The organism is Bradyrhizobium sp. CIAT3101, from assembly GCF_029714945.1.
GTDB lineage: Bacteria > Pseudomonadota > Alphaproteobacteria > Rhizobiales > Xanthobacteraceae > Bradyrhizobium.
The window spans coordinates 3,057,434-3,078,340 of record NZ_CP121634.1 but is presented as its reverse complement, the minus strand read 5'-3'; the positions used below and the strand labels follow the sequence as shown (position 1 = coordinate 3,078,340).

19 protein-coding genes are annotated in these 20,907 nt (G+C 66.5%); 8 read left to right on the top strand and 11 right to left on the bottom strand.

Annotated features, from left to right (window positions below; genetic code table 11):
- Positions 1-2: 2 nt before the first annotated feature.
- A complete protein-coding gene (locus tag QA645_RS14385; protein ID WP_283051001.1) occupies positions 3-1,154 on the bottom strand; it encodes an AGE family epimerase/isomerase in 1,152 nt (383 codons plus the stop codon).
- Between the two features lie 86 nt (positions 1,155-1,240).
- Here QA645_RS14385 and QA645_RS14380 point away from each other — a divergent pair, with 86 nt between their 5' ends.
- The 6 genes from QA645_RS14380 to QA645_RS14355 all read left to right on the top strand — a co-directional run bounded on the left by QA645_RS14380 (position 1,241) and on the right by QA645_RS14355 (position 7,419).
- On the top strand, positions 1,241-2,464 hold the full coding sequence (locus tag QA645_RS14380) for an AMP-binding protein (RefSeq protein WP_283050999.1): 1,224 nt from the start codon (positions 1,241-1,243) through the stop codon (positions 2,462-2,464).
- Positions 2,465-2,589: 125 nt separating this feature from the next.
- Positions 2,590-3,771 carry a glycosyltransferase gene (locus QA645_RS14375; RefSeq protein WP_283050998.1) on the top strand — a complete coding sequence of 394 codons (1,182 nt, stop codon included), beginning with the start codon at positions 2,590-2,592 and terminating at the stop codon, positions 3,769-3,771.
- Positions 3,772-3,885: 114 nt separating this feature from the next.
- On the top strand, positions 3,886-4,332 hold the full coding sequence (locus QA645_RS14370; RefSeq protein WP_148775315.1) for a hypothetical protein: 447 nt from the start codon (positions 3,886-3,888) through the stop codon (positions 4,330-4,332).
- Positions 4,329-5,450, top strand: coding sequence for a DegT/DnrJ/EryC1/StrS family aminotransferase (locus tag QA645_RS14365; protein WP_283050996.1), 1,122 nt, complete (start codon positions 4,329-4,331; stop codon positions 5,448-5,450). The genes QA645_RS14370 and QA645_RS14365 overlap by 4 nt, the downstream gene beginning before the upstream one ends.
- Positions 5,447-6,214 (top strand): class I SAM-dependent methyltransferase, encoded by a 768-nt coding sequence (locus QA645_RS14360; protein ID WP_283050994.1) that lies wholly within the window; start codon positions 5,447-5,449, stop codon positions 6,212-6,214. Before QA645_RS14365 ends, QA645_RS14360 begins: the two co-directional genes overlap by 4 nt.
- Complete coding sequence (locus QA645_RS14355) at positions 6,211-7,419, top strand: glycosyltransferase (RefSeq protein WP_283050992.1); 1,209 nt, start codon at positions 6,211-6,213, stop codon at positions 7,417-7,419. The genes QA645_RS14360 and QA645_RS14355 overlap by 4 nt, the downstream gene beginning before the upstream one ends.
- A 9-nt stretch (positions 7,420-7,428) precedes the next feature.
- On the opposite strand, the gene QA645_RS14350 is transcribed toward QA645_RS14355, so the two are convergent.
- On the bottom strand, positions 7,429-9,009 hold the full coding sequence (locus QA645_RS14350; RefSeq protein ID WP_283050990.1) for a hypothetical protein: 1,581 nt from the start codon (positions 9,007-9,009) through the stop codon (positions 7,429-7,431).
- 178 nt (positions 9,010-9,187) lie between these two features.
- On the opposite strand from QA645_RS14350, the gene rffA reads away from it, so the two are divergent.
- Entirely contained in the window at positions 9,188-10,330 is a 1,143-nt protein-coding gene (gene rffA / locus QA645_RS14345; protein WP_283050988.1) for a dTDP-4-amino-4,6-dideoxygalactose transaminase, read from the top strand.
- A 3-nt stretch (positions 10,331-10,333) separates the two neighbouring features.
- Here rffA and QA645_RS14340 read toward each other — a convergent pair whose 3' ends face one another.
- Positions 10,334-11,035, bottom strand: a complete 702-nt coding sequence (locus QA645_RS14340; RefSeq protein WP_283050987.1) for a hypothetical protein — start codon at positions 11,033-11,035, stop codon at positions 10,334-10,336.
- A 310-nt stretch (positions 11,036-11,345) separates the two neighbouring features.
- On the opposite strand from QA645_RS14340, the gene QA645_RS14335 reads away from it, so the two are divergent.
- Positions 11,346-14,951, top strand: coding sequence for an autotransporter domain-containing protein (locus tag QA645_RS14335; RefSeq protein ID WP_283050986.1), 3,606 nt, complete (start codon positions 11,346-11,348; stop codon positions 14,949-14,951).
- A gap of 1 nt (position 14,952) precedes the next feature.
- On the opposite strand, the gene gspM is transcribed toward QA645_RS14335, so the two are convergent.
- From gspM to QA645_RS14295, 8 genes are read right to left on the bottom strand one after another with little or no spacing between them, the layout of a single operon-like run.
- On the bottom strand, positions 14,953-15,534 hold the full coding sequence (gene gspM / locus QA645_RS14330; RefSeq protein ID WP_283053195.1) for a type II secretion system protein GspM: 582 nt from the start codon (positions 15,532-15,534) through the stop codon (positions 14,953-14,955).
- A gap of 20 nt (positions 15,535-15,554) precedes the next feature.
- The gene (locus QA645_RS14325) at positions 15,555-16,592 is read right to left on the bottom strand and encodes a PilN domain-containing protein (RefSeq protein WP_283050985.1); all 1,038 of its coding nucleotides are present in this window, start codon (positions 16,590-16,592) and stop codon (positions 15,555-15,557) included.
- Between the two features lies 1 nt (position 16,593).
- Positions 16,594-17,598: a type II secretion system protein GspK gene (locus QA645_RS14320; RefSeq protein ID WP_283050983.1), complete on the bottom strand. Its 1,005-nt coding sequence runs from the start codon at positions 17,596-17,598 to the stop codon at positions 16,594-16,596.
- Positions 17,595-18,314: a general secretion pathway protein GspJ gene (locus tag QA645_RS14315; RefSeq protein WP_283050981.1), complete on the bottom strand. Its 720-nt coding sequence runs from the start codon at positions 18,312-18,314 to the stop codon at positions 17,595-17,597. Before QA645_RS14315 ends, QA645_RS14320 begins: the two co-directional genes overlap by 4 nt.
- Positions 18,311-18,709 (bottom strand): prepilin-type N-terminal cleavage/methylation domain-containing protein, encoded by a 399-nt coding sequence (locus QA645_RS14310; RefSeq protein WP_254194639.1) that lies wholly within the window; start codon positions 18,707-18,709, stop codon positions 18,311-18,313. The genes QA645_RS14315 and QA645_RS14310 overlap by 4 nt, the downstream gene beginning before the upstream one ends.
- A complete protein-coding gene (locus QA645_RS14305; protein WP_349253191.1) occupies positions 18,687-19,184 on the bottom strand; it encodes a prepilin-type N-terminal cleavage/methylation domain-containing protein in 498 nt (165 codons plus the stop codon). Before QA645_RS14305 ends, QA645_RS14310 begins: the two co-directional genes overlap by 23 nt.
- A gap of 19 nt (positions 19,185-19,203) precedes the next feature.
- On the bottom strand, positions 19,204-19,659 hold the full coding sequence (gene gspG / locus QA645_RS14300; protein ID WP_254194640.1) for a type II secretion system major pseudopilin GspG: 456 nt from the start codon (positions 19,657-19,659) through the stop codon (positions 19,204-19,206).
- A gap of 25 nt (positions 19,660-19,684) precedes the next feature.
- Positions 19,685-20,896, bottom strand: coding sequence for a type II secretion system F family protein (locus QA645_RS14295; protein WP_283050977.1), 1,212 nt, complete (start codon positions 20,894-20,896; stop codon positions 19,685-19,687).
- Positions 20,897-20,907 lie beyond the last annotated feature (11 nt).

The window sequence follows — 20,907 nt, the reverse complement described above, 5'->3', positions numbered from 1 at the left end:
CTCTAGCTCAGCACCTGCTCCGCTTCCGTGACCGCGCAGAGAACATGATAGAACGACGACGCAGGAATGGTGTCGACCAGCGATTTGCCGTCGCTGTCGAACTGGTCGTACCAGCCGCCCCGCACGGGATGGCTGAGATAATGCCGTTCGAGCCGCACCAGCGACGCACGCGCTTCCTCCGCCGCACCCGCCTCGCCCGACTCGGCCTGCGCGATCCACGCCTTCGCGATCTCGGTCTGCGGCCACAGCCGGCGCGTCGCGCGGCGGATATTGCCGGTATCGTCGCCCTCGTCGACGAGACAGCCGGTCGCCGTGTCGCGATAGCGCAGCGCCGTCGCCAGCAGCTCTGCGCGCCGCTGTCCGGTCGGACAGCCCGTGATGCGTTCAAATCCCTTCAGCAGCCAGACCCATTCCGCCTGGTGGCCGGCCTCGACGCTGACCGGTTCGATCTTCGACCAGTCCTCCTCGAAATATTCGCCGAGCGCGCATTTCCGCTTGTCGTAGAGATTGGCGAGGAACAGCGCGAAGAATTCGCCGGCGCGGTTCTGGAACGACAGATCGTGGGTCGCGTCGAAGCACGCGATCATCGCCTCGAACAGATGCATCTGCGGGTTCTGCCGGCGCGGCAGCGACACCGGCAGGCTCTCATGCACGCCGCCATGCGGCGAGCGCAGATGGCCGTCGAGGAAGCCGAGCAGCGCATCGATCTCGGCGCGGATCTGCGCGTCCTGGTCGAGCGTATAGACGGTTGCCAGCGCAAACAGGATGAAGGCGTGGTCATAGGCGTCGCGCCGCGCATCGAGCACCGCGCCATCCGGCGTCAGCCGGTGCACATAGCCGGGCTTTCCGTCCGGCGCCTTGGCCTTTGCCAGCAGATGCTCGAGCCCCTTCAGCGCGATGGCGCGACCTTGCGGATACCAGCCCATCTGCGCCGCCTTGGCGTAGCACCAGATCTGGCGCGCTTGCACGAACACGCGCCGCGGCGCGGCTCTGTCGGCCGTGCCGTCGCGGTGCAGCCGATCGATGAAACCGCCCGTTTCATGGTCCCAGCCGACGGTCGACCACAGCGGGATCGCGTCCTCGATCATGCGGCGCTTCAGGCGCGCGACGACCCCCGCCGCTTCTTCCGCCGGAATGATGCTCTCGTCCGCCATTGCGTCCTCTCCACGCCCCGCCAATGGCCGTCTGATACCCATGCGAGCGGCGGCGTGCAACGGATGCCAACCCGGAAAGACCTGTCATGACCGCCCATTACGACGCCCTCGAGACGCGCGAGCCAGCGGCGCGCGAGGCCGAGCTGTTCGCCCGCCTGCCAGGCCTCCTGCGCAGCGCGATGAGCACGCCCGCCTATGCCGAGCGGCTGAAGGGCATCGATCCCGCCGCGGTGACCTCCAGGACGGCGCTGGCCGGCCTTCCCGTGCTGCGCAAGTCGGAACTGCCTGCCCTGCACAAGGCCTCCCAGCCCTTCGGCGGGTTCGTGGCGGCGGCCCCGGGGTCGTTTGCCCGCCTGTTCACGTCGCCCGGCCCGATCTTCGAGCCGGAGGGGCGGCAGGCCGATCCCTGGCGCGGCGCGCGGGCGCTGTACGCGGCCGGATTCCGCCCCGAAGACATCGTGCTCAACACCTTCAGCTACCACCTCACCCCCGGCGGCTTCATCTTCGACGCCTCGGCGCGCGCATTGGGTTGCGCGGTGATCCCGGCCGGCCCCGGCAACACCGAGCAGCAGTTCGAGCTGATCGAGGCCTACCGTCCCGTCGGCTATAGTGGGACCCCCGATTTCCTGAAGATCCTGCTCGATGCCGCAGTGACCGCGGGCCGCGACATCTCCTCGATCAAGCGCGCGCTGGTTTCGGGCGCGGCGTTTCCGCCCACGCTGCAGGCCGAGATCAAGGCGCGCGGCATCGACGCCTACCAGGCTTTCGGCACCGCCGATCTCGGCCTCATCGCGTTCGAGACCGAGGCGCGCGACGGCATGGTCGTGAACGAGGATCTGATCATGGAGATCGTCAAGCCCGGCACCGGCGATCCCGTGTCCCCGGGTGATGTCGGCGAGATCGTGGTGACCTCGCTCGATCCGCACCATCCCTGGATCCGGCTGGCGCTCGGCGACCTCACCGCGGCGTTGCCGGGCTCGAGCAAATGCGGTCGCACCAACATGCGCATCAAGGGCTGGATGGGCCGCGCCGACCAGACCACCAAGGTCAAGGGTATGTTCGTCCGCCCCGAGCAGGTCGCCGAGATCGCCAAGCGCCATCCCGCGCTCGGACGGCTGCGCCTCGTCGTCACCCGCCAGGGCGAGGCCGATGCGATGACGCTGAAAGCCGAGGCGGACACATCAGGCGATGCACTGCGCGAGGAGATCGCGGGCACCCTGCGGGCCGTGACCAAGCTCGGCGGCGCAGTCGAGCTGGTCAGCCCCGGCGCATTGCCGAACGACGGCAAGGTGATCGCGGACGAGCGGTAGGTCCCGCGCCGCCGGATTTCAGGCCGCCCGGACATTGTGCACGGTCCGTGAATGGGCTATTCGACCCGCAAATGAGCCTCCGCCGGGACATCACTCGCAAACTCGCGAACGGGACGCGCTAGGCCGTGCGCGTTCTCGTCCTCAACGCAGATTATCAGCGCTTCCTCGCCTGGCTGTACCGGCGCCATCCGGGCCTCGAGAATTCGAGCTACGACGCGCAGATGGCAGCGCGCAACGCCAGCCTGTTCGGCGTGGCCGACTTCTACTCGCGCAATTTCGAAGCCCTCGGGCACACGGCCGCCAACATCCACGTCAACAACGGATGGATGCAAACGGCATGGGCGCGCGAACATGGCATCAGCGTGACGCCATCGCCGCCGCCGGGCGCCGCCGTGAGCGATGCCATCCCGGGATGGCTGCAACGCGCCGTCGCGCCTTTCAAGCCGGTGTTGAGGCCGCTCGCCCGCAAGATCGGCCTGAGCCCGCGCCTCGACGCGCAGTCCGAACAGATCCTGCTGGCGCAGATCGAGGACTTCAAACCGGACCTGATCCTCAACCAGGATCTCTTCCACGTCGACACGCGACTGGTGCGTCGGATCAAGCAGATCTGCCGCCCCACCATGGTCGGCCAGGTTGGAATCGTGCCCTCGCGCGGCGAAGATTGGTCGGTCTACGATCTCCTGATCTCGCAGATCGCCGCGGTGGTGGATTTCTTTCGTCAACAAGGCGCCCGCTCGGAAGTCATCCACCTGGGATTCGAGCCTGCGATCCTCGACGTTCTTCCGCCTGCACCAGAGCGCAGCATCGACGTCTCGTTCGTGGGCGCCGTATCGGCCGATCACCAGCAGCGCGTGGCGCAGCTGGAAGCTGTTGCGCGCCGCTACGATCTGAAACTGTTCGGCAGCGGCCTGCATACGCTGCCCGCCTCGTCACCGCTTCATCGCTGTTACCAGGGCGAGGTGTGGGGCGTGGACATGTATCAGGCGCTGCGAGCCTCGCGCGTGACGCTCAACTCGCATATCGACATGGCCGGACCGGAAGCCGGCAATGCGCGGCTGTTCGAAGCAACCGGTATCGGCGCCTTCCTGCTCACCGACTTCAAGGACAACCTGCACACGCTGTTCGAGCCCGGCCGCGAGGTCGCTGTCTGGCGTTCCGCCGACGACTGTATCGCGCAGATCGATCGCTATCTCAACGATGAGCCCGCTCGCCAGGCGATCGCTGCGGCCGGACAGGCCCGCACGCTTTCGAGCCACACCTTCCGCCAACGCGTCGAGACCATCCTGCGGCTCGCCGCGCGGGCCTAGCGGCGCTCCCGCAATCCCCGATCGCCTGATCTTGACGGTCCCGGCCAAAATGGCCAAAGTGCTCCCGCGTGACGCTATGTCACTAAAATTACAGCGTTTTTTGTCGAGGCTCAGATGGAACACGTCGAACATGTTCGATTCGGCGACCAGCTCTATGCGATCATCGTGCGCGCCTCGTTCCGCGAGCCGGGTATCCACTTCTTTTCGTCGCCCGAGCTGTCGCAGCAGCTCGCCTATATGAGCCATCCGAAGGGCAAGAGCATCGAGCCGCATCGTCACAACAAGGTGACGCGCGAGGTGCACTACACCCAGGAAGTGCTCCTGATCCAGAAGGGCAAGCTCCAGGTCGACTTCTACACGGTCGAAGAGAACTATCTGGAAAGCCGCGTGCTCGGCGCCGGCGACATCATCCTGTTGTGCAGCGGCGCGCACGGCTTCCACGTGCTCGAGCCGGTCGAGATGTTCGAGATCAAGCAGGGCCCCTACTCCGGCGAGAACGACAAGACCCGCTTTGCCGAAGTCGCCCAGTCGGAAATCCGGATCAAGGGTCCAAATCCGTGACCTCGCCGTTCATTCCCGTCAACACGCCGCTGCTCGACGGCAACGAGGCCGAGTATCTTGCCGAATGCATCCGCACCGGCTGGATCTCCTCGGAAGGACCGTTCATCAAGCGCTTCGAGCAGGCGATGGCGGAAGCCGCCGGACGGCGCCACGGCATCGCCGTGACCAACGGCTCGGTCGCGCTCGACATCGCCGTCCACGCGCTCGGCCTCGAGGAAGGCTCCGAAGTCATCCTCCCGACCTTCACGATCATCAGCTGTGCCGCGGCCGTCGTGCGCGCCGGCCTCGTCCCGGTCGGGGTCGACTGCGATGCCGCGACCTGGAACATGACGGTCGAGGGCGTGGAGGCCGCGATCACGCCGCGCACGCGCGCGATCATGCTGGTGCACATCTACGGCCTGCCGGTCGATCTCGAACCGATCATGGCGCTTGCGCGCAAGCATGATCTGAGGGTGATCGAGGACGCCGCCGAGATGCACGGGCAGACCTATCGTGGCGCGCCCTGCGGCAGTTTCGGCGACGTCTCGACCTTCAGCTTCTATCCCAACAAGCATGTCACCACCGGCGAAGGCGGCATGATCCTCACCGACGACGACACGCTCGCCGACCGCCTGCAGGGCTACCGCAATCTCTGCTTCCAGCCGCAGCAGCGTTTCGTTCACGAGGACCTCGGCTGGAACGCGCGCCTGACCAACCTCCAGGCCGCGCTCGGCGTCGCCCAGGTCGAGCGCCTGCCGCGCACGGTCGAGCTCAAGCGCCGGATCGGCCGGCTCTATGACGACCATCTCGGCAACGTCGCCCACATCCGCCGCCCGGTCGCCCGCACCAACTATGCCGACAACATCTACTGGGTCTACGGCGTCGTGCTGGACGACAGCGTGCCCTTCGACGCCAAGGAGGCGATGCGCCGCCTCGGCGAAAAGGGCATCGGCACGCGGCCGTTCTTCTGGTGCATGCACGAGCAGCCGGTGCTGCGCCGGATGGGCCTGATGCTCGATGAATCCCATCCGAACGCGGAATACATCGCCCGTCGCGGTTTTTACCTGCCGAGCGGGCTTGCCTTGACCGACGACGAGATCGCGCGCTCCGCACAGGCGCTCAAGGAGATTCTGGCGTGACGGTGTTCGCCGACTACGCGCCCTGGTATGACCTGCTTTATCAGGACAAGGATTACGCGGCCGAGACATCGTTCGTCGAAGCACGCCTGCGCGACCACGGCGTTTCCTCCGGACGGCTGCTCGATCTCGGCTGCGGCACCGGCCTGCACGCGCTCACCTTCGCGCGCCGGGGCTGGAGCGTCGCCGGCATCGATCTCAGCCATGAGATGATCGCGAGCGCCAAGGCGCGCGCCGCGCAGGCCGGGCTCTCGATTCCGTTCCGGCAGGGCGATGTCTGCGAGACCGGCCCGGAACGCGACTACGATGCGGTGGTGTCGCTGTTCCACGTCGCCAGCTATCAGGCCAGCCGCGATGCACTGGCGGCAATGTTTCGCACGGCCCATGCCGCGTTGAAGCCAGGCGGCGTATTGTTCTTCGACTATTGGTATGGCGGCGCCGTGCTGGCACAAGGCGTCGAGACGCGCGTCAAGGTAATCGAGCAGAAGCCGCTGCGCCTGACCCGGATTGCGCAATCCGACCATGACGAACAGGCGGCGACCGTTACGGTGAACTACACGCTGTTCTGCGAGGACACGGACCGCACCACGATCCGGCGCGTCGATGAAGCGCACCACATGCGTTACTGGTTTCCATTCGAGATCGACGCGGCGCTCGCGGCCAGCGGCTTTCAGCCGGCCGACCACGCCGCATGGCTGACCCAGGACGCCCCGCACTCGAAGATCTGGGCCGCCTACGCCGTCGCCAGAAAGGCCGGCAAGCCGTGAGACCACTGCGCGTTGCCGTGATGCTGGAGCAGGCCCTCGACGTCGGCGGGGGCTTCCAGCAACCGCTCAACGATCTGCTCTGGCTGCGCGACTGGGCGGCACAGTCCGGCAATGAGATCGTGGTGTACTCGCCCTATCCGAAGACGCTCGAGATCCTGAAGGAGTTCGGCATCGAGGGGCGGATACGCAAATTCGGCGTAGTCGATTACATCTTCCTGTTCCTCAAATATTGCGGTCCGTTCGATCTCGTCCAGATCGCGCTGGAGCTCAAATCGCCGTTCGAGCGCGCCTTGATCCGCGACGGTATCGACGTCGTGCATTTCACCTCGACCTCGAAGCGGCACCTGCTGCTCCACCAGCTGCCGTTCATCATCACGATCTTCGACGGCTGCCATCGCGATGCACCGGAGTTTCCGGAAGTGCGCACCTTCGGTGAATTCGAGCGCCGCGAGATCCTGTTCCGCCTGGCCAGCACCAAGGCGGTCGCGGTGATCGTCAATGCGTCCGAGCTGATCGACGATCTTTGCCGCCGCTACGCCATGGAGCGGGAGCGCGCGATCTGCATCCCGTTCTCGCCCTCGACCTATGTCAGCAGATCCGCGCCCGATGCAGCCGCCGATGCAGCCGTGCTGGCGAAATACCGGCTCGAGCCCGGCTATCTGTTCTATCCGGCGCAGTTCTGGCCGCACAAGAACCACATCACGCTGCTCGCCGCGCTCGCATTGTTGCGCGAACGCGGTATCACCGAGCGGCTGGTGCTGTGCGGCTCCAACCGCAGCGGTCGCGACAAGATCGACCTGGCGATCCGTAACCTGGGATTATCCGACCAGATCTCCATCATCGGCTTCGTCGAATCCGCCGAGCTCGGCGCGCTCTACCGCGGCGCATCGGCGCTGGTGATGCCGACCTATTTCGGCCCGACCAATCTGCCGCCGCTCGAAGCCTGGACCGTGGGCACGCCCGTGATCTACCCCGAAGCCTTCAAGGCGCAAGCCGGCGACGCTGCGATCCTGTTCGACTACGACGACCCGCGCTCACTCGCCGACGCCATCGTCAGTCTCCGCGCCGAGGGCACGCGCGAACGCCTGAGCGCGGCCGGACATCTTCGGCTCGCGCAGTTCGCCGAGGAGACCAAGGCCGGCCACCGGGAATTCGCCCGTCATTTGGAGCGGCTGAAGCACCGGCTGGCGCTGACTGCGCGCTGAGATCATCGGCTAAGCCGGAACCAGCGCCCGCAGCCGCTCGCGCAGTGCCGTGTTCAAGAGCGGGCTTGCGAGCCCACCGACCACCGCGATCCAGATCGCGCATTCCAGCACGAAATGCACGAGCCCGCTTCCCGGCAGGAGCGCGGTGATCGCGAGCCCGATCAGCCAGCCCGGCGCGATGATCCCCGCGGCCGTGAGCAGCAGGAACGCGACATGCCTGAGCGGGTGGCGCAAGGTCTGCCATATGATCACCAGCGTGAGCAGCCCGAACTGGACGACAATGTCGCTCGCGACCATCGCAAGGGCCGCACCGAGCGGCCCGAGCCGCGGAATCAGGACGAGGGATAGCACCAGGAATACGACGAACTGCAATCCCTTGGTCCGGATCAGAAGCGCGCCGCGATTGCTGTGATTGGCAAAGACCAGCGCCATCAGCGAGGGCGCGCCGGCGGCCGAGCCGAGCAGCAGCGTTACGGCGAGCAGCCCGTCATAGGGTATGCCGCCATGAGTCCACAGCGCGAAGAAATCGGGCCAGAACGGCAGAAAGCCCGCGACCGCCAGGCAAGCGAGCCCGGTGACGAAAACCGATCCATGCGCGTAGAGACGGCGGAGCCGATCTTTGTCGCCGATTGCATGATCGTGCCCGAGCTCGGCACCGAGCGGCAACGCGGTTTGGAGACATAGCCCGCGCACCAGGCTCGCGATCACGCGCGTCAGCCCCCATTGCACAACCGCGACGCGATCGGTGACGAGCGCGGAGACGAGCAGGACCGGAATGTTGACGAGCGCAAGCTCGGTGATGTTGGCGATCGCGAAAGGAAGCGCGCGGCCGAACTGGCCGATGCTCCAGCGCCAGGACGGCGCGATCAACGGCGGCCTTGCGGCACGGCGCAGGAACGGGAAGCGGCGCGGCGTATCGAAGCCGACGATAAAGACCATGAACAGCAGCTGCGTCGACACGAAGGCGATCGCCACCGCGAGCAGGCTGCCGAACATGGCGAGCGCGACGAGCTGCGCGATCTGGCCGAGCAGCAGTGCGGCGTTTTGCATCCACACGGCCCGGCCATACAGGCCGCGGACGCGATAAAGGCCGGAGCAGAGATTGGCGGGCAGGCTCAGCAGCATTCCCACTGTCATCACCAGCATCGCGGCGTCGAATGTCGGCATCGCGCCAAAACCGAGCACGGCCGACGGCGGTGCGAGATACTCGGCCGCGCAAAGCAGGACACCGAGCCCGGCGACGATGGCGAGATAGATGCGCAGCATCCCGTGGTAGACGCTCGCCGTGCGTCCGTCGCAGTCGACACAGGACTTGAAGGCGAGAAACCGATTGATGGCGCGAAACTGCAATCCGGCATCCGCCACGATGACGAGGCTTCCGGCGGCATAGATCGCAAGCCACGCCGCGAGCACGTCGCCACTCCAGACGTGCAGGAAGGCGGGGATCAGCAGCAATTGCTGGGTCAGCCCCAGCACCATCTGGACCAGGTTCGCCGACCAGCCGCGAACGAGCCGATGCAGGCGACCGCTGCCCTCTTCGCTTTTGGGGCCGTCCGTCCCGCCTGGCGCGTTAACTTGCGTGTCGGTCAAGCCGCATCCTTCCCCGCGAAAACACATCGCGATCCGTCGCGAGTGCCCGCGATGGTGCGGCGCGGCCGTTGCACCGGACTGCACATGATGGCCAGTTGATTTTCGCAGCGGGAAACGTCAACGTGGATTCGGACCAGAGCGTTAATGTGGTTCTTAAGGTGGTTCAACGGCTTAGGCAATGGCATCCGAGTACATCCCGTTCAATCGGCCCTACGCGACCGGAAAAGAGCACGGCTACATCCAGAATGCGCTGGACAGCCGCTACGTGTCCGGCGACGGTCACTTCACCAAGCTTTGCCATCAATGGCTCGAGCAGCGCACCGGATGTTCGCGCGCGTTGTTGACGCACTCCTGCACCTCTGCCCTCGACATTGCCGCGATGCTGCTCGACCTCGAGAGCGGGGACGAGGTGATCATGCCTTCGTTCACCTTTGTCTCGACCGCGAACGCGTTCGTGCTGCGCGGCGCGGTCCCGGTCTTCGTCGACATCCGCGAAGACACCCTCAACCTCGACGAACAGCAGATCGAGGCTGCGATCACGCCGCGCACGCGCGCGATCGCGCCGGTGCATTATGCCGGCGTTGGTTGCGAGATGGACACGATCGTCGCGATCGCGCGGCGTCATAATTTGCGGATCGTCGAGGACGCAGCCCAGGGGATCATGGCGAGCTACAAGGGCTCGGCGCTCGGCGCCATCGGCGATCTCGGCAGCTTCAGCTTCCACGAAACCAAGAACATCATGTCGGGCGAAGGCGGCTGCCTGCTGGTGAACGATCCTGGGTTTGCGCAGCGCGCCGAAATCATGCGCGAGAAGGGCACCGATCGCGGCCGCTTCTTCCGCGGCGAGGTCGATAAATACACCTGGCAGGATATCGGCTCCTCCTATCTGCCGAGCGACATCACAGCGGCTTTCCTGTGGGCCCAACTGGAACAGGCCGAGTATATCACCGACGAGCGGCTCGCGATCTGGAACAGATATCATGCCATGCTGGCGCCGCTCGAGCAGCGGGGCTTGCTGCGGCGCCCGGTTGTACCCGCTGAGTGCCGGCACAATGGCCACCTCTATTACGTGCTGCTGCCGCAAGGTGCCGACCGCGGAGCCGTGCTCCGAAAGTTGCGGCAAGCACAAATCCAGGGGGTCTTCCATTACGTCCCGTTGCATTCCGCGCCAGCCGGCAGACAGTTCGGACGCGCGCACGGCGATCTGTCACGCACCATCGATTTGTCCGAGCGCTTGATCAGGCTGCCATTCTGGATTGGCCTGCAGGAGCACCATCAACAGCGAGTCTGCGAAACGCTGGAGGCGATCCTCGAACGGTAGCGCTCAGAGCCCGTCCGATTCGCCGTTCTTTGGCGTCGAGCGCGGTACGAAGGGCGCGAACGAAGTGTTGGCCGTCGTCGGCATCGTCAGCTTGCTGCCGCTGTCCGCAGGCACACCGGCCGTTGCGGGCGGCCCTGCCGGTGCCGGCGATCCGTCCAGCCGCTGGAGCGCCAGCACCTCGCTGCGATCGCCCTGCTTGAATGTCACCTCGCGCGGCTGCACCGAGGCCAGCGACCAGCCGTCCAGCGATTCGCCCTGCCGCAGCCGAACGATCTTCTGATCCGTGCGGTTGATGAGGATCGCGATCGCATCACCCTCGCCCACCACGGCCCCGACCAGCATCAGCGGTGGCGGCGCCTCGACCGGCTTCGGCGGCGGCGCCGTTCGGGCCACTTCGGCCGGTGCGGCCGCGACCGCGCGCGGCGGCGGCCGCCGCGTCGCCGAGAAAATCGGGCGCTCCTGGGTCGCGGTCAGCGCCGACAGCGGCGCCGACCACAGTGGATTGCCGCGGGGCGCAGGCTTGCTCGCGGCCGGGGCTGGCCGGGCAATCGGTTTGACCGCACCGACATCGACGCTTTCGGCAGGGCTGCCGGCGGCATCGTCAGACAGGATGTCCATACGCGACGAGGTGGCCGCTACGCTTTCGGTGATGCCGAAGGCCGCACAAAACACAGCCAATCCGACCGATCTCAGCCACCCGGACATCGAACTCCCCTGCGATCAGCCAGCGCGCGGCAAGCCAGAGGCCGCAAACTAGTTCTGATGGGCCTCACGATCAACCCGCGTGCAACCTGTTCTACCGGACTGCAGAACCTGAGCTTTCAGCGCTGTTGCAGCGCGTGAAAATGTTGCCCAACGGCCACGATCGTCGAAATTGCAAGCGAAACAGCCTGGATCTCGGCGCAAATGGACTTCCGTTCATTGCAGGACGCCGCGGCGCTATGGATTATGGCATCGGCACGCGGCTTCGCCACACGCATAAGTTGCGGATTTCTTTGTCAATTTGAGAATACCGATGGCTGGACTGACAATGGCGCGTGCGAGGACCGATAAGCGGCTGCGCGCCGTCGTCCGGCACTCGCTGGCGACCCTGCTCGCGACCACGGCGCTTGGCGTCGTCGCCGCCCACGCCGTGGACGCCACCTGGAACGGCACCAGCAGCGACTGGACGGATCCCGCCAACTGGAGCACCAGCGTCCCGGACGGGACCGCGACGTTCACCAGCACCGGCTCAACCGCGATCGACAACCTCAACGGCGTCGTCGCCATCGGCTCGCTGCAGTTCACGAACACTGCGCAGGCCTACACGTTCACGATCTCCAACCCGTTCATCATCAACGCAGCGGGCATCATCAACAATTCCGCCAACACGCAGACCTTCGAGGTCACCTCCGGCAACAATCTGGTCTTTCAGAACAGCAGCACCGCGAGTGGCGGCACCGGGGCCGTGACCATCACGAACAATGCCGGTGGCACCGTCAACTTCCTGCAGAACAGCACGGCGGGAACGGTCACCCTCACCAACAACAGCTTCGTCACGTTCGAGGACAACAGCTCGGCCGGCAGCTCCCAGATCACCAACAACGTCAACGGCCAGATCGATTTCTTCACCAGCGCGTCGGCCGGCACCGCGACGATCAGCAATGCTACGGGAGCGACGCTGAACTTCCACGGCAATACCACTGCCGCCAGCTCGGCCATCACCAACAGCGGCACGCTGACCTTCGACGGCTCCGCCACCGCGGCCAGCTCCACGATCACGACCAACAATAACGGCACCACGAGCTTCACGGGCACGTCGACCGGTGGCAGCGCCCGCTTCATCACCAATGCCGGCGGCACCGTCGACATCTCCGGCCTGACCAACGGCGGCATGACGTCCGGATCGATCGAAGGCGCCGGCAATTACGTGCTCGGCGCCAACACGCTCACCACCGGCAGCCTCAACACCTCGACCCAGGTCGACGGCGTGATCTCCGGCACCGGCGGCGGCCTGACCAAGGTCGGCACCGGCACGCTGACACTGACCGGCACCAACACCTACACCGGCGCGACGACGATCTCGGCCGGAACGCTGGCGCTGTCGGGCTTCGGCAGCATCGCGAGCTCCAGCGTCGTCACGGTGAACGGCACGCTCGACATTTCCGCGATCACTCCATCGGCAGCGGCCCTCACCACGCTGGCCGGGACCGGGGCGGTCCAGATGGGCACCAAGGGAGTTCTCATCACCAACGGTTCGACCGAGTTCTCCGGTGTGATCAATGGAACGGGCGGGGTCGAGATTTTCGACGGCACCCAAACGCTCTCCGGCGTCAACACCTATACCGGCGCAACCCAGATCGACGTCGGTGCGACGCTGGCGCTGAAGGGCAGCGGCTCGATCGCGAGTTCGGTCCTTGTGACCTTCTCGCCGGCTGCGACCGGGACATTGGATATTTCGCAGACCACCTCCGGCGCCTCGATACAGGCGCTTTTCTCGGTGGCTGGTGCCGGTTTCATCGCGCTCGGCTCGAAGACACTCACGATCACGAACGGAAGCGTGTTCTCGGGCGTCATCATGGACGGCGGTATCGGCGGCGGCACGGGGGGCAATCTGGTGATTGCCAACGCCGCCACGCAGCAGCTCTCAGGCAACAACTCGTATACCGGCACGACCACGATTGCCGCGGGCGGCGAGTTGGACCTTGTTTTTTTCGGCGGCCTGAATGGCAGCATCGCTTCATCCCGGAACGTCATCGCCGATGGTATCTTCGACATCTCGAACCTCTCCAACGGCGGCACCTCGATCAAATCGCTGTCGGGTTCGGGCAATGTCAATCTCGGCGCCAACACGCTGACGATCACCAGCGGCAACGGCAGCTTCGCCGGCGTCATTGACGATGGCGGCGCCGGCGGCGGCCTCACCATGGCCGGCGGCACGGAGACGCTGACCGGCGCCAACACCTATACCGGCGCTACCACCGTGAACGGCGGCAAGCTCGTGGTCGACGGCTCGATCACCAGCGCGTCGACCGTCAATGCCGGCGGCACGCTCGCGGGCATCGGCAACGTCGGCAATGTCGCGGTCGCCGGCGGTACGCTTGCGCCGGGCAGCGCAGCGAACCCGACCGGGACGCTGACGATCAACGGATCGCTGAGCTTCACCGCGGCCTCGACCTATATGGTGCAGGTCTCCTCCGCAACGTCCAGCCTCGCCAGCGTCACGGGCGCAGCCACGCTCGGCGGCGCGACGGTGAGCGCGATCTTCGGCTCCGGCACCCTCAAGAAGCAGTACACGATCCTGACCGCGGCCGGTGGTCTCGCCGGCTCGACCTTCAATTCGGCCGTCGTCTCCAACATGCCGTCGATCAACGCGACGCTGAGCTATGACGCCAACAATGTGTTCCTCAATATCGGCGTCAACTTCACGCCGAGCGGCGGCGGCCTCACCGTCAACCAGCAGAACGTCGCCAACACGCTGACCAATTTCTTCAATTCGACCGGCGGCATTCCCGCCGCCTTCGCCGCGCTGACGCCGGCGGGGCTGACCACCGCCTCGGGCGAGCTCGGCACCGGCATCATCCAGTCCGCGATCAACGCCGACGGCCAGTTCCTCAACCTGATGCTCGATCCGACCGTGGTCGGACGCTCGAGCGGCTTCACCAAGGCCGGCAGCGTCGCGCAATTCGCCGACAGCGACGACGCGGCCGCCTATGCGTCAATGCGTCCGGCAACCGCGCGCGAGCGCGAGGCCTATGCCATGGCGACCAAGGCGCCGCTGCTGTCGTCGCAGCCGATCAATCGATGGAGCGTCTGGGCGGCCGGTTATGGCGGCTCGGCGCAGGTCGGCGGCAATGCCGCGGTCGGCTCGCAGGACCTCACTGCGCGGGTCTGGGGCGGCGCGGCCGGTGCCGACTACCGGATTTCGCTGGACACGCTCGTCGGCTTCTCGCTCGGCGGCGGCGGGCTGAACTACTCGCTGGCCAACGCGATGGGCGCGGGCTCCGCCGACCTGTTCCAGGCCGGCGTCTACGGCCGGCACAATTTCGGCCCGGCCTATATCGCAGCCGCACTGGCCTATGGCTGGCACGACGTCACCACCAACCGCACCGTGGCGCTCGCCGGTGCCGACCAGCTCCAGGGCCGGTTCAGGGCCGACACGTTCTCGGCCCGCTTCGAGGGCGGCTACCGCTTCACGACGCCGCTGATCGGCATCACGCCCTATGCGGCCGCGCAGGTGACGAATTTCAACCTGCCCAGCTATTCCGAAGTCAGCCTCAATGGCGGCGGCCTGTTCGCGCTGAACTATGCCGCGCAGTCGCTGAACGATACCCGCTCCGAGCTCGGCCTGCGCACCGACAAATCCTACGCGATGCAGAACGGCGTACTGACCCTGCGCGGCCGCGCCGCCTGGGCACACGACTACAATCCGAGCCGCGCCGTTACCGCGCTGTTCCAGACCCTGCCCGGCGCGAGCTTCGTCGTGAACGGCGCCAGGGTCGACGCCGATTCCGCCCTCGTCAGCGCCAGCGCGGAAATGAAATGGCTGAACGGCTTCTCGCTGGCCGGCACCTTCGACGGCGAATTCTCCGGCAACGTCACCAGCTATTCCGGCAAGGGCGTGTTCAAATACAGCTGGTGAGCTACTTCCCCGCCTGCCACTGCCCGGAAACACCCAGGATCACCCTGACGCGGCCGGTGCTGGCCTCGTTCAGGGCCGTCGATTGCGGCACCTGGACGTCGAGCTGGTCGACGAACAGGAACGGCATGCCGGCTTCGAGATCGTAAAGCACCTTCTGCAGCGCGGGCTGCTCCAGCTCGCAGCTGACGACGAGGCCGACGAAGCCGTCCTTTGCTTGCGCGCCTGAGACGTCGACCTGTGAGGACTGCACCGAGCCACCGACATTGCCGACCGCGGCCGCAACCCGCTGCAGCAGATTGGCGCCTGCGACCGTCACCGTCGGTCCCTCCAGGAACGGCGTGCCGGGATGCTCGGCCGAGATCGCCGCGGCGTTCTTGGCGGCGCCCTTGCGGCCGCGCAGCTGGTCGAGCAGGTCGGAGGTCTGGGCCAGGGCCTGGCGGTGGGCGATGACGTCGGCGATCGACAGGCCCGCCGTCAGCAACAGCCCGGCCGTCACCGCGAGATAGAGCGTGACCGCGATCAGCGGCGAACCGTGCAGCCAACGCGCGATTGCGCTTCCGCTTGCCATCCCGGCGCTGCTCATGCCGCTTTTCATGGCGCTTTTCATGGCGCATTCCTCGGTTCGATCTGCGCTTCGATGTGAAAGCGCTCTCCGGGATCGGTCGAGCTGCGCGTGGTCGGCGCGTAGAAGGTCGCGCGGGTGAAGTGCTGGGACTGCTCGATCAGCGGGATCAGCGAAGGTGCATCGCGGGTGATGCCGGCAATCTGGAGCTTGTTGCCGGCCAGATGCATCTCGGTGACATAGGTGTGGTCGGGCAAGAGACGGCTCAGCGATTCCAGCACGATCACGCTCGCCGGCGTGTCGTATTTGCGCCGCTCCAGCAGCGCCAGCGGCGAACGCTCGCCGCCATCGGCACCGCGGATCGCGGCGCGGCGCTGGGTGATCTGCTGCTCGAGCTCGCTCTCCTGCGCGCTCAAGCTGTCGGCCAGATAGCCCGCGACGATCGAGCCGAATATGGCGGCGATCGCGGCGACGACCAGCACCGCCTGCAGCATCCGGCTCAACCGCACCGGGTCGATCGCGCCGCGCGACTTCTGCTCGAATACCTTGATGCGGCCGCCCTCGGCCGGCTCCGTCAGAACCGCGATCGCAGACGGATGAAATCCGGACACGGCCTCGACATAGCCCATCGCCAGCCGGCGCGGCGCCGCCGCGATCATCGTGGTGATGCCCTCTGCGCCTTGCGCCACCGGCGCGCTGCAACCGAACACGGCGTCGCCCGCGCTCCACGGCGTCAGCCGATCGATCTGTGCCCGCACGATGCCCTCGAGGAAATCCGCCGCGCGCGCCGGCAGCTCCAGCGGACGGAACAGGAAGCGCGTCGGCCGCAGCACGATCTCGACGCGGCAGCCGCGGACGATGGGCGCGAGATTGGCGCCGGTGAACTTGCCGTCCGCGAACGCGATCTCCTTCGGCGCGTTCTCCGGCTTCGCAGCCTCCAGCACGAACGCGCCGGTCTCGCCTTCGACCAGCCGGACCAGGCGCGGCGAGACCATCCGCTCCAGTCCGGCAACGGCAGCACCGGCCACCGTGCCGGTCCAGGCATCGAAGATCGCGCGAAGGGAATTGAGCGAACTCATCTCACAGGGGCTTTCCGGCAGAGCCGTCGAAGGCGTTGTGCCACGACAATACACGATAGGGCTCATCGCCGCTTTCGAGAAGCAGGATGACGATCTCGGCCGAGCTTTGCCGGTGCGACGGCGCCTCGGTAGTAACAGTCACGCGGTAAGCCTTCGAACCCTCGATCGTTGCGCTGGCGCTGCCGGCGAGCCCTATCAGGGACCGCGGGTCCACGCTGGGGTCGGCACGGTCGCGCAGCAGGCGCTGCAGGGTCTCCGGCGTCATATTCGGCAGCGCCGCCACCACCTGCGGCGCGGCATCCACCACGTTCACGGTGCGCATGTTGCTGAACACGGTGACGAAGGGGAGCACGCGCTCGATCACTGCCGGCGGGATGCCGCGCACCAGCCACAGCTCGTCGCTATGCGGAAACGGCGCGTGGCGCGGCAGATAGGGCGCGCCGATCGTGCGGTAGTAGGAATCCTCCGGATTGTCCTGGCCGGTCTCCGTCGACGACCGCCACGCCAGAATCCGATCCGCATAGTCCGGCGCATCCGACGCGGAGACGCCGAGTCCTGTCATCAGGCCCGCGAGGACCGCCTTCGGCGCCATGTTGAGATCGATGCGCGCGGCCTCCGAGCGGAACGTCACGGCCACCCTTCCCGCCCCGACGCGGGCATTGAAGGTGCCGCTGGTCGGGCGCGTCGCCTCGCTTTCCGCGGTCAGCCGATAGGCCGCGAGCTCGAGGCCCGCATTCACCAGTGCATCGGCCTGCAAACGGTCGGTGTTGACGGCGACGGTGACCGCGGTGTTGGTCACATAGGTCAGATAGACCAGCGCGAGCGTGGCGAGCGCAGCCAGCATCCAGAGCACCACGATGACGATGAAGCCGCGGTCGTCGCCGAGTGGTCTTTCGCCGACTGTTGTTTGACCAAGCGTTCTCCAGCCAAGTGTTCTCCGACCAAGCGTCCGCGAGCCAGGTGTTCGCTGGCGCAGCGCGTCCCGATCATCCGCGGCGCCGCTCACAGCTGCTGCTCCTCTTTCTTCTCCGCCTGTTGCGGCGTCGGGCCCGCCGTGACACAGGTCGTCGGATTCTTGGCGCGCGCGCATTCGGCCGGCGCGTTGATGTGCGGCAACACGGCGGCCGAAACCGCCAGCACCTGACCGTTGGCGCCGTCGCGCACCGTGATGCGGATGCGATCCGGCAGTTGCGACTGACCGTGCCAGGTCGGCTGCCACTGCCGATCGTGCCCGGCATAGGCGAAGCTGACGCGGAACGGCGCGCGGATCAGCACCACCTGATCGGCGAAACGGATCTGCCCGTCGGTCGGCATCGGCTGGAACGGCGCGCGCTCGCGCACCAGCGCCAGCCCCTGCGCGTCGGCCTTCTCGATCAGGCGGATGAATTCCAGGCCCGGGCGCGCGCTCGGGCCGAGCGCGGTGCGCAGGAAGGTCACCGACAATTCGGCGCCGTCGAACAGCGGCACCTTGGCGTCGCCGTTCACGGTCATCTGCTCGGCGACGGAGAGATCGGCGACGATGCGGTCGAGCCCGGTGGCGAGGCGCTCCGCGCGCTGCACCCGCGCGATGCCGCGATTCCAGTTCGGCAGCCACTGTGCCGTCACAGTCGCCAGCGCGGCCAGGATCACCGTCATCAGCAGCGTCGCCAGCAGCACTTCGAGCAGCGTGAAACCCGCCTCGGAAGCGAGCGCGCGGCAGAGGCGTTTCGTTGCGCGGGTCATTGCGTGGACCTCGGCACCAGCTTCACCGTCGTGACCTGGATCGTGCTGCCGTCGGGGCGCTGGAGGCGCAAATTGACCGCCAGCGGCACGAAGCGATCGGTGGCGGGATTGCCGCCGGCCACATTCATCGGCGCGATATCGACGCGCCAGCGGCTGCCGGCGAGCTGGCCGCTCTGCCGGCCGGGTTTCAGCAGTCCGCGCGCCGGCAAATCCGCAAGCAAGGTCTCGGCCGTGCCGGCCAGCGCCAGATGCTGGTCGATCGAGCGCGTGCCCTTGGTCGTGACCGATATGACCGAGCCGATGGTTCCCAGCACGATGACGATGATCGCAAGCGCGACCAGTGCCTCGATCAGCGTGAAGCCGGCGGCGCCGTCAGAGCAGCTTCTGCGGGACAATCTCGACGCCTCCGGTCAGCCAGTTGACGCGCACCTCGTAACCCATGCCGGGCCGCGCCAGCGCGATCGTCCCGCCGCACGACATGCCCGACGGAAAGAAATCGATCGACCGCCCGGTGGCACGATCGGCGCAGCGCGCGGCCAGCGTCGCCTGCACGACCACGTCGCGCGGCAGGCGGATGATCTGTCCGGTGACGCCGGAACGGATGGCGCGCGCCTCGGCGTCGACCAGGGTCGCGACCCTGACCTGACGGCGCAGCGCGCTGTTGCGATCGGATTTCAGCAGCGCCGCGGTCTCGACCGCGTAACTCTCGAGCTTCGCCCGCGTCGTCGAACGCGGGATCGCGGGAAGGATGATCGCCGCGAGCAGGCCGATGATCGCGAGCACGCACAGGATCTCGATCAGCGCGAAGCCTTCGGCATCGACGGCCCGCGCGTCGAAGGCTTGCGCATGGAAGGCTTGCGCGCCGAGCACCGGCCCCTCGCCAATCGGCTTAGCGCGCGCCGCTGACAATGTCGGACGCCGTTCCACTGCCGCCTTCCTGACCGTCTGATCCGAGCGAGATGATCTCGTAGGGAGCGCTCGCGCCCGGTGAACGATAAACATAGACGTGGCCCCAGGGATCGTTGGGCACCACACCGCCACGCAAATAAGGCCCGTTCCAACCGGCCTGGTTGTTGCTGCGCGTCAGCCCGGCGAGACCCTCGTTCGACGTCGGATAGCGGCCGAGATCGAGATAATAGAGATCGAGCGCGCTGGAGAAACTCTCGATCTGGATTTTCGCCGCCTTGGCCTTGGACTCGCTGAGATAGTTCAGCACCCGCGGACCGACCAGCGCCATGATCATGCCGATGATGGTGATGACGACGAGCATTTCGACCAGGGTGAAGCCGGCCTCTCCGCAGGCGACGCGCCGCCGGCGTCGCCTTGACGATGGATATCTGGTCACTTCATGCCCCTCCCATTACATCCGCCTAACCGACAATCTGGCTCACCGACATCAGCGCCGTCATCACCGATGTGATCAGGCCGCCGACGACGAGCGAGATCGCGATGATCGCCGCAGGTCCGGCAATGCCGACGGCGCGGTCGAGCGTGCGTTGCAGCTTCGCCTCGTAGAATTCGGCGACCCGGCCCGACAGCATCGGCAATTGCCCGGTCTCGTCGCCCAATCTCAACATGCGCACCGCCATGGGCGGCAACGCCTCGGTCTCGGCGAGCGCATCGGAGAGTTTTGAGCCATGGCGGACACGGTCGGCAGCATCGCTCCAGACCCCGGACGATCCGGTGGTCGCCATCATGTCGACGAGGATGCGCAGCGTTGTGGTGAGGTTGACGCCGCTGCCGAGCAGCAGGCCGAGATTGCGGCAGAACAGCGCCGTGCGGTAGGCGCCCATCACGTTGCGGATCGCCGGCAGCCGCACGATCGCATTGGTCAGTCCGCGGCGGACACGCTCCTGCCGCAACACGAGCCACGTCGCCGTGACAATGGTCGCAAGCCCGGCCAATACCGCATCGGAATTGCCGCGCAAGAACGTCGAGATGTTCAGGAACACGCCGACGATCGGATCGACCTTGGCACCGAAATCCTGCAAGACGCTGGCGAACTGCGGCAGCACGAATGTCAGGAAGAACAGCAGCACGCAACCGGCCGCGCCGAGCACGAAGATCGGATAGCGGATCGCATCCGTCAGACGCCGCTTCAGCGCCTCGCCGCGCGCGCGTTCGCCGGCCAGCACCTCCAGCACCTGATCCAGCGATCCCGACGCCTCGCCGACCCGCACCAGCGCGATGTACATCGGCGGAAACAGTCCCTCATGCCGCGCCAGTGCCTCGCCGAAGCTCTCGCCGGAAACGACGCGCGCCCGGATGTCGGCGACGACGGATCTCAGCCGTCCGAAATCCGGATCGGCGGCGAGCAGCTCGAGCCCGTCATTGATGCGGGCGCCGGCGCGCAGCAGCAGCGCGAGGTCGCGGGTGAAGATGGTGACGTCCTCGGCCGTCGGCCTGTTGAAGAGGCTGAGCGCGCCACGCGCCGCGCCGCCCTCCTCCGGCGTGACGTTGTCGACCAGCACCAGGCCGAGCCGTTCGATCCGCTGCGCCACGTCGCCCGGCGCCGGCGCGGCGATCGCGCCGGAAACCAGTTCGCCGTTGGCATTGAGCGCGCGGTAGCGAAAATTCGGCATGGTTTCTAGGA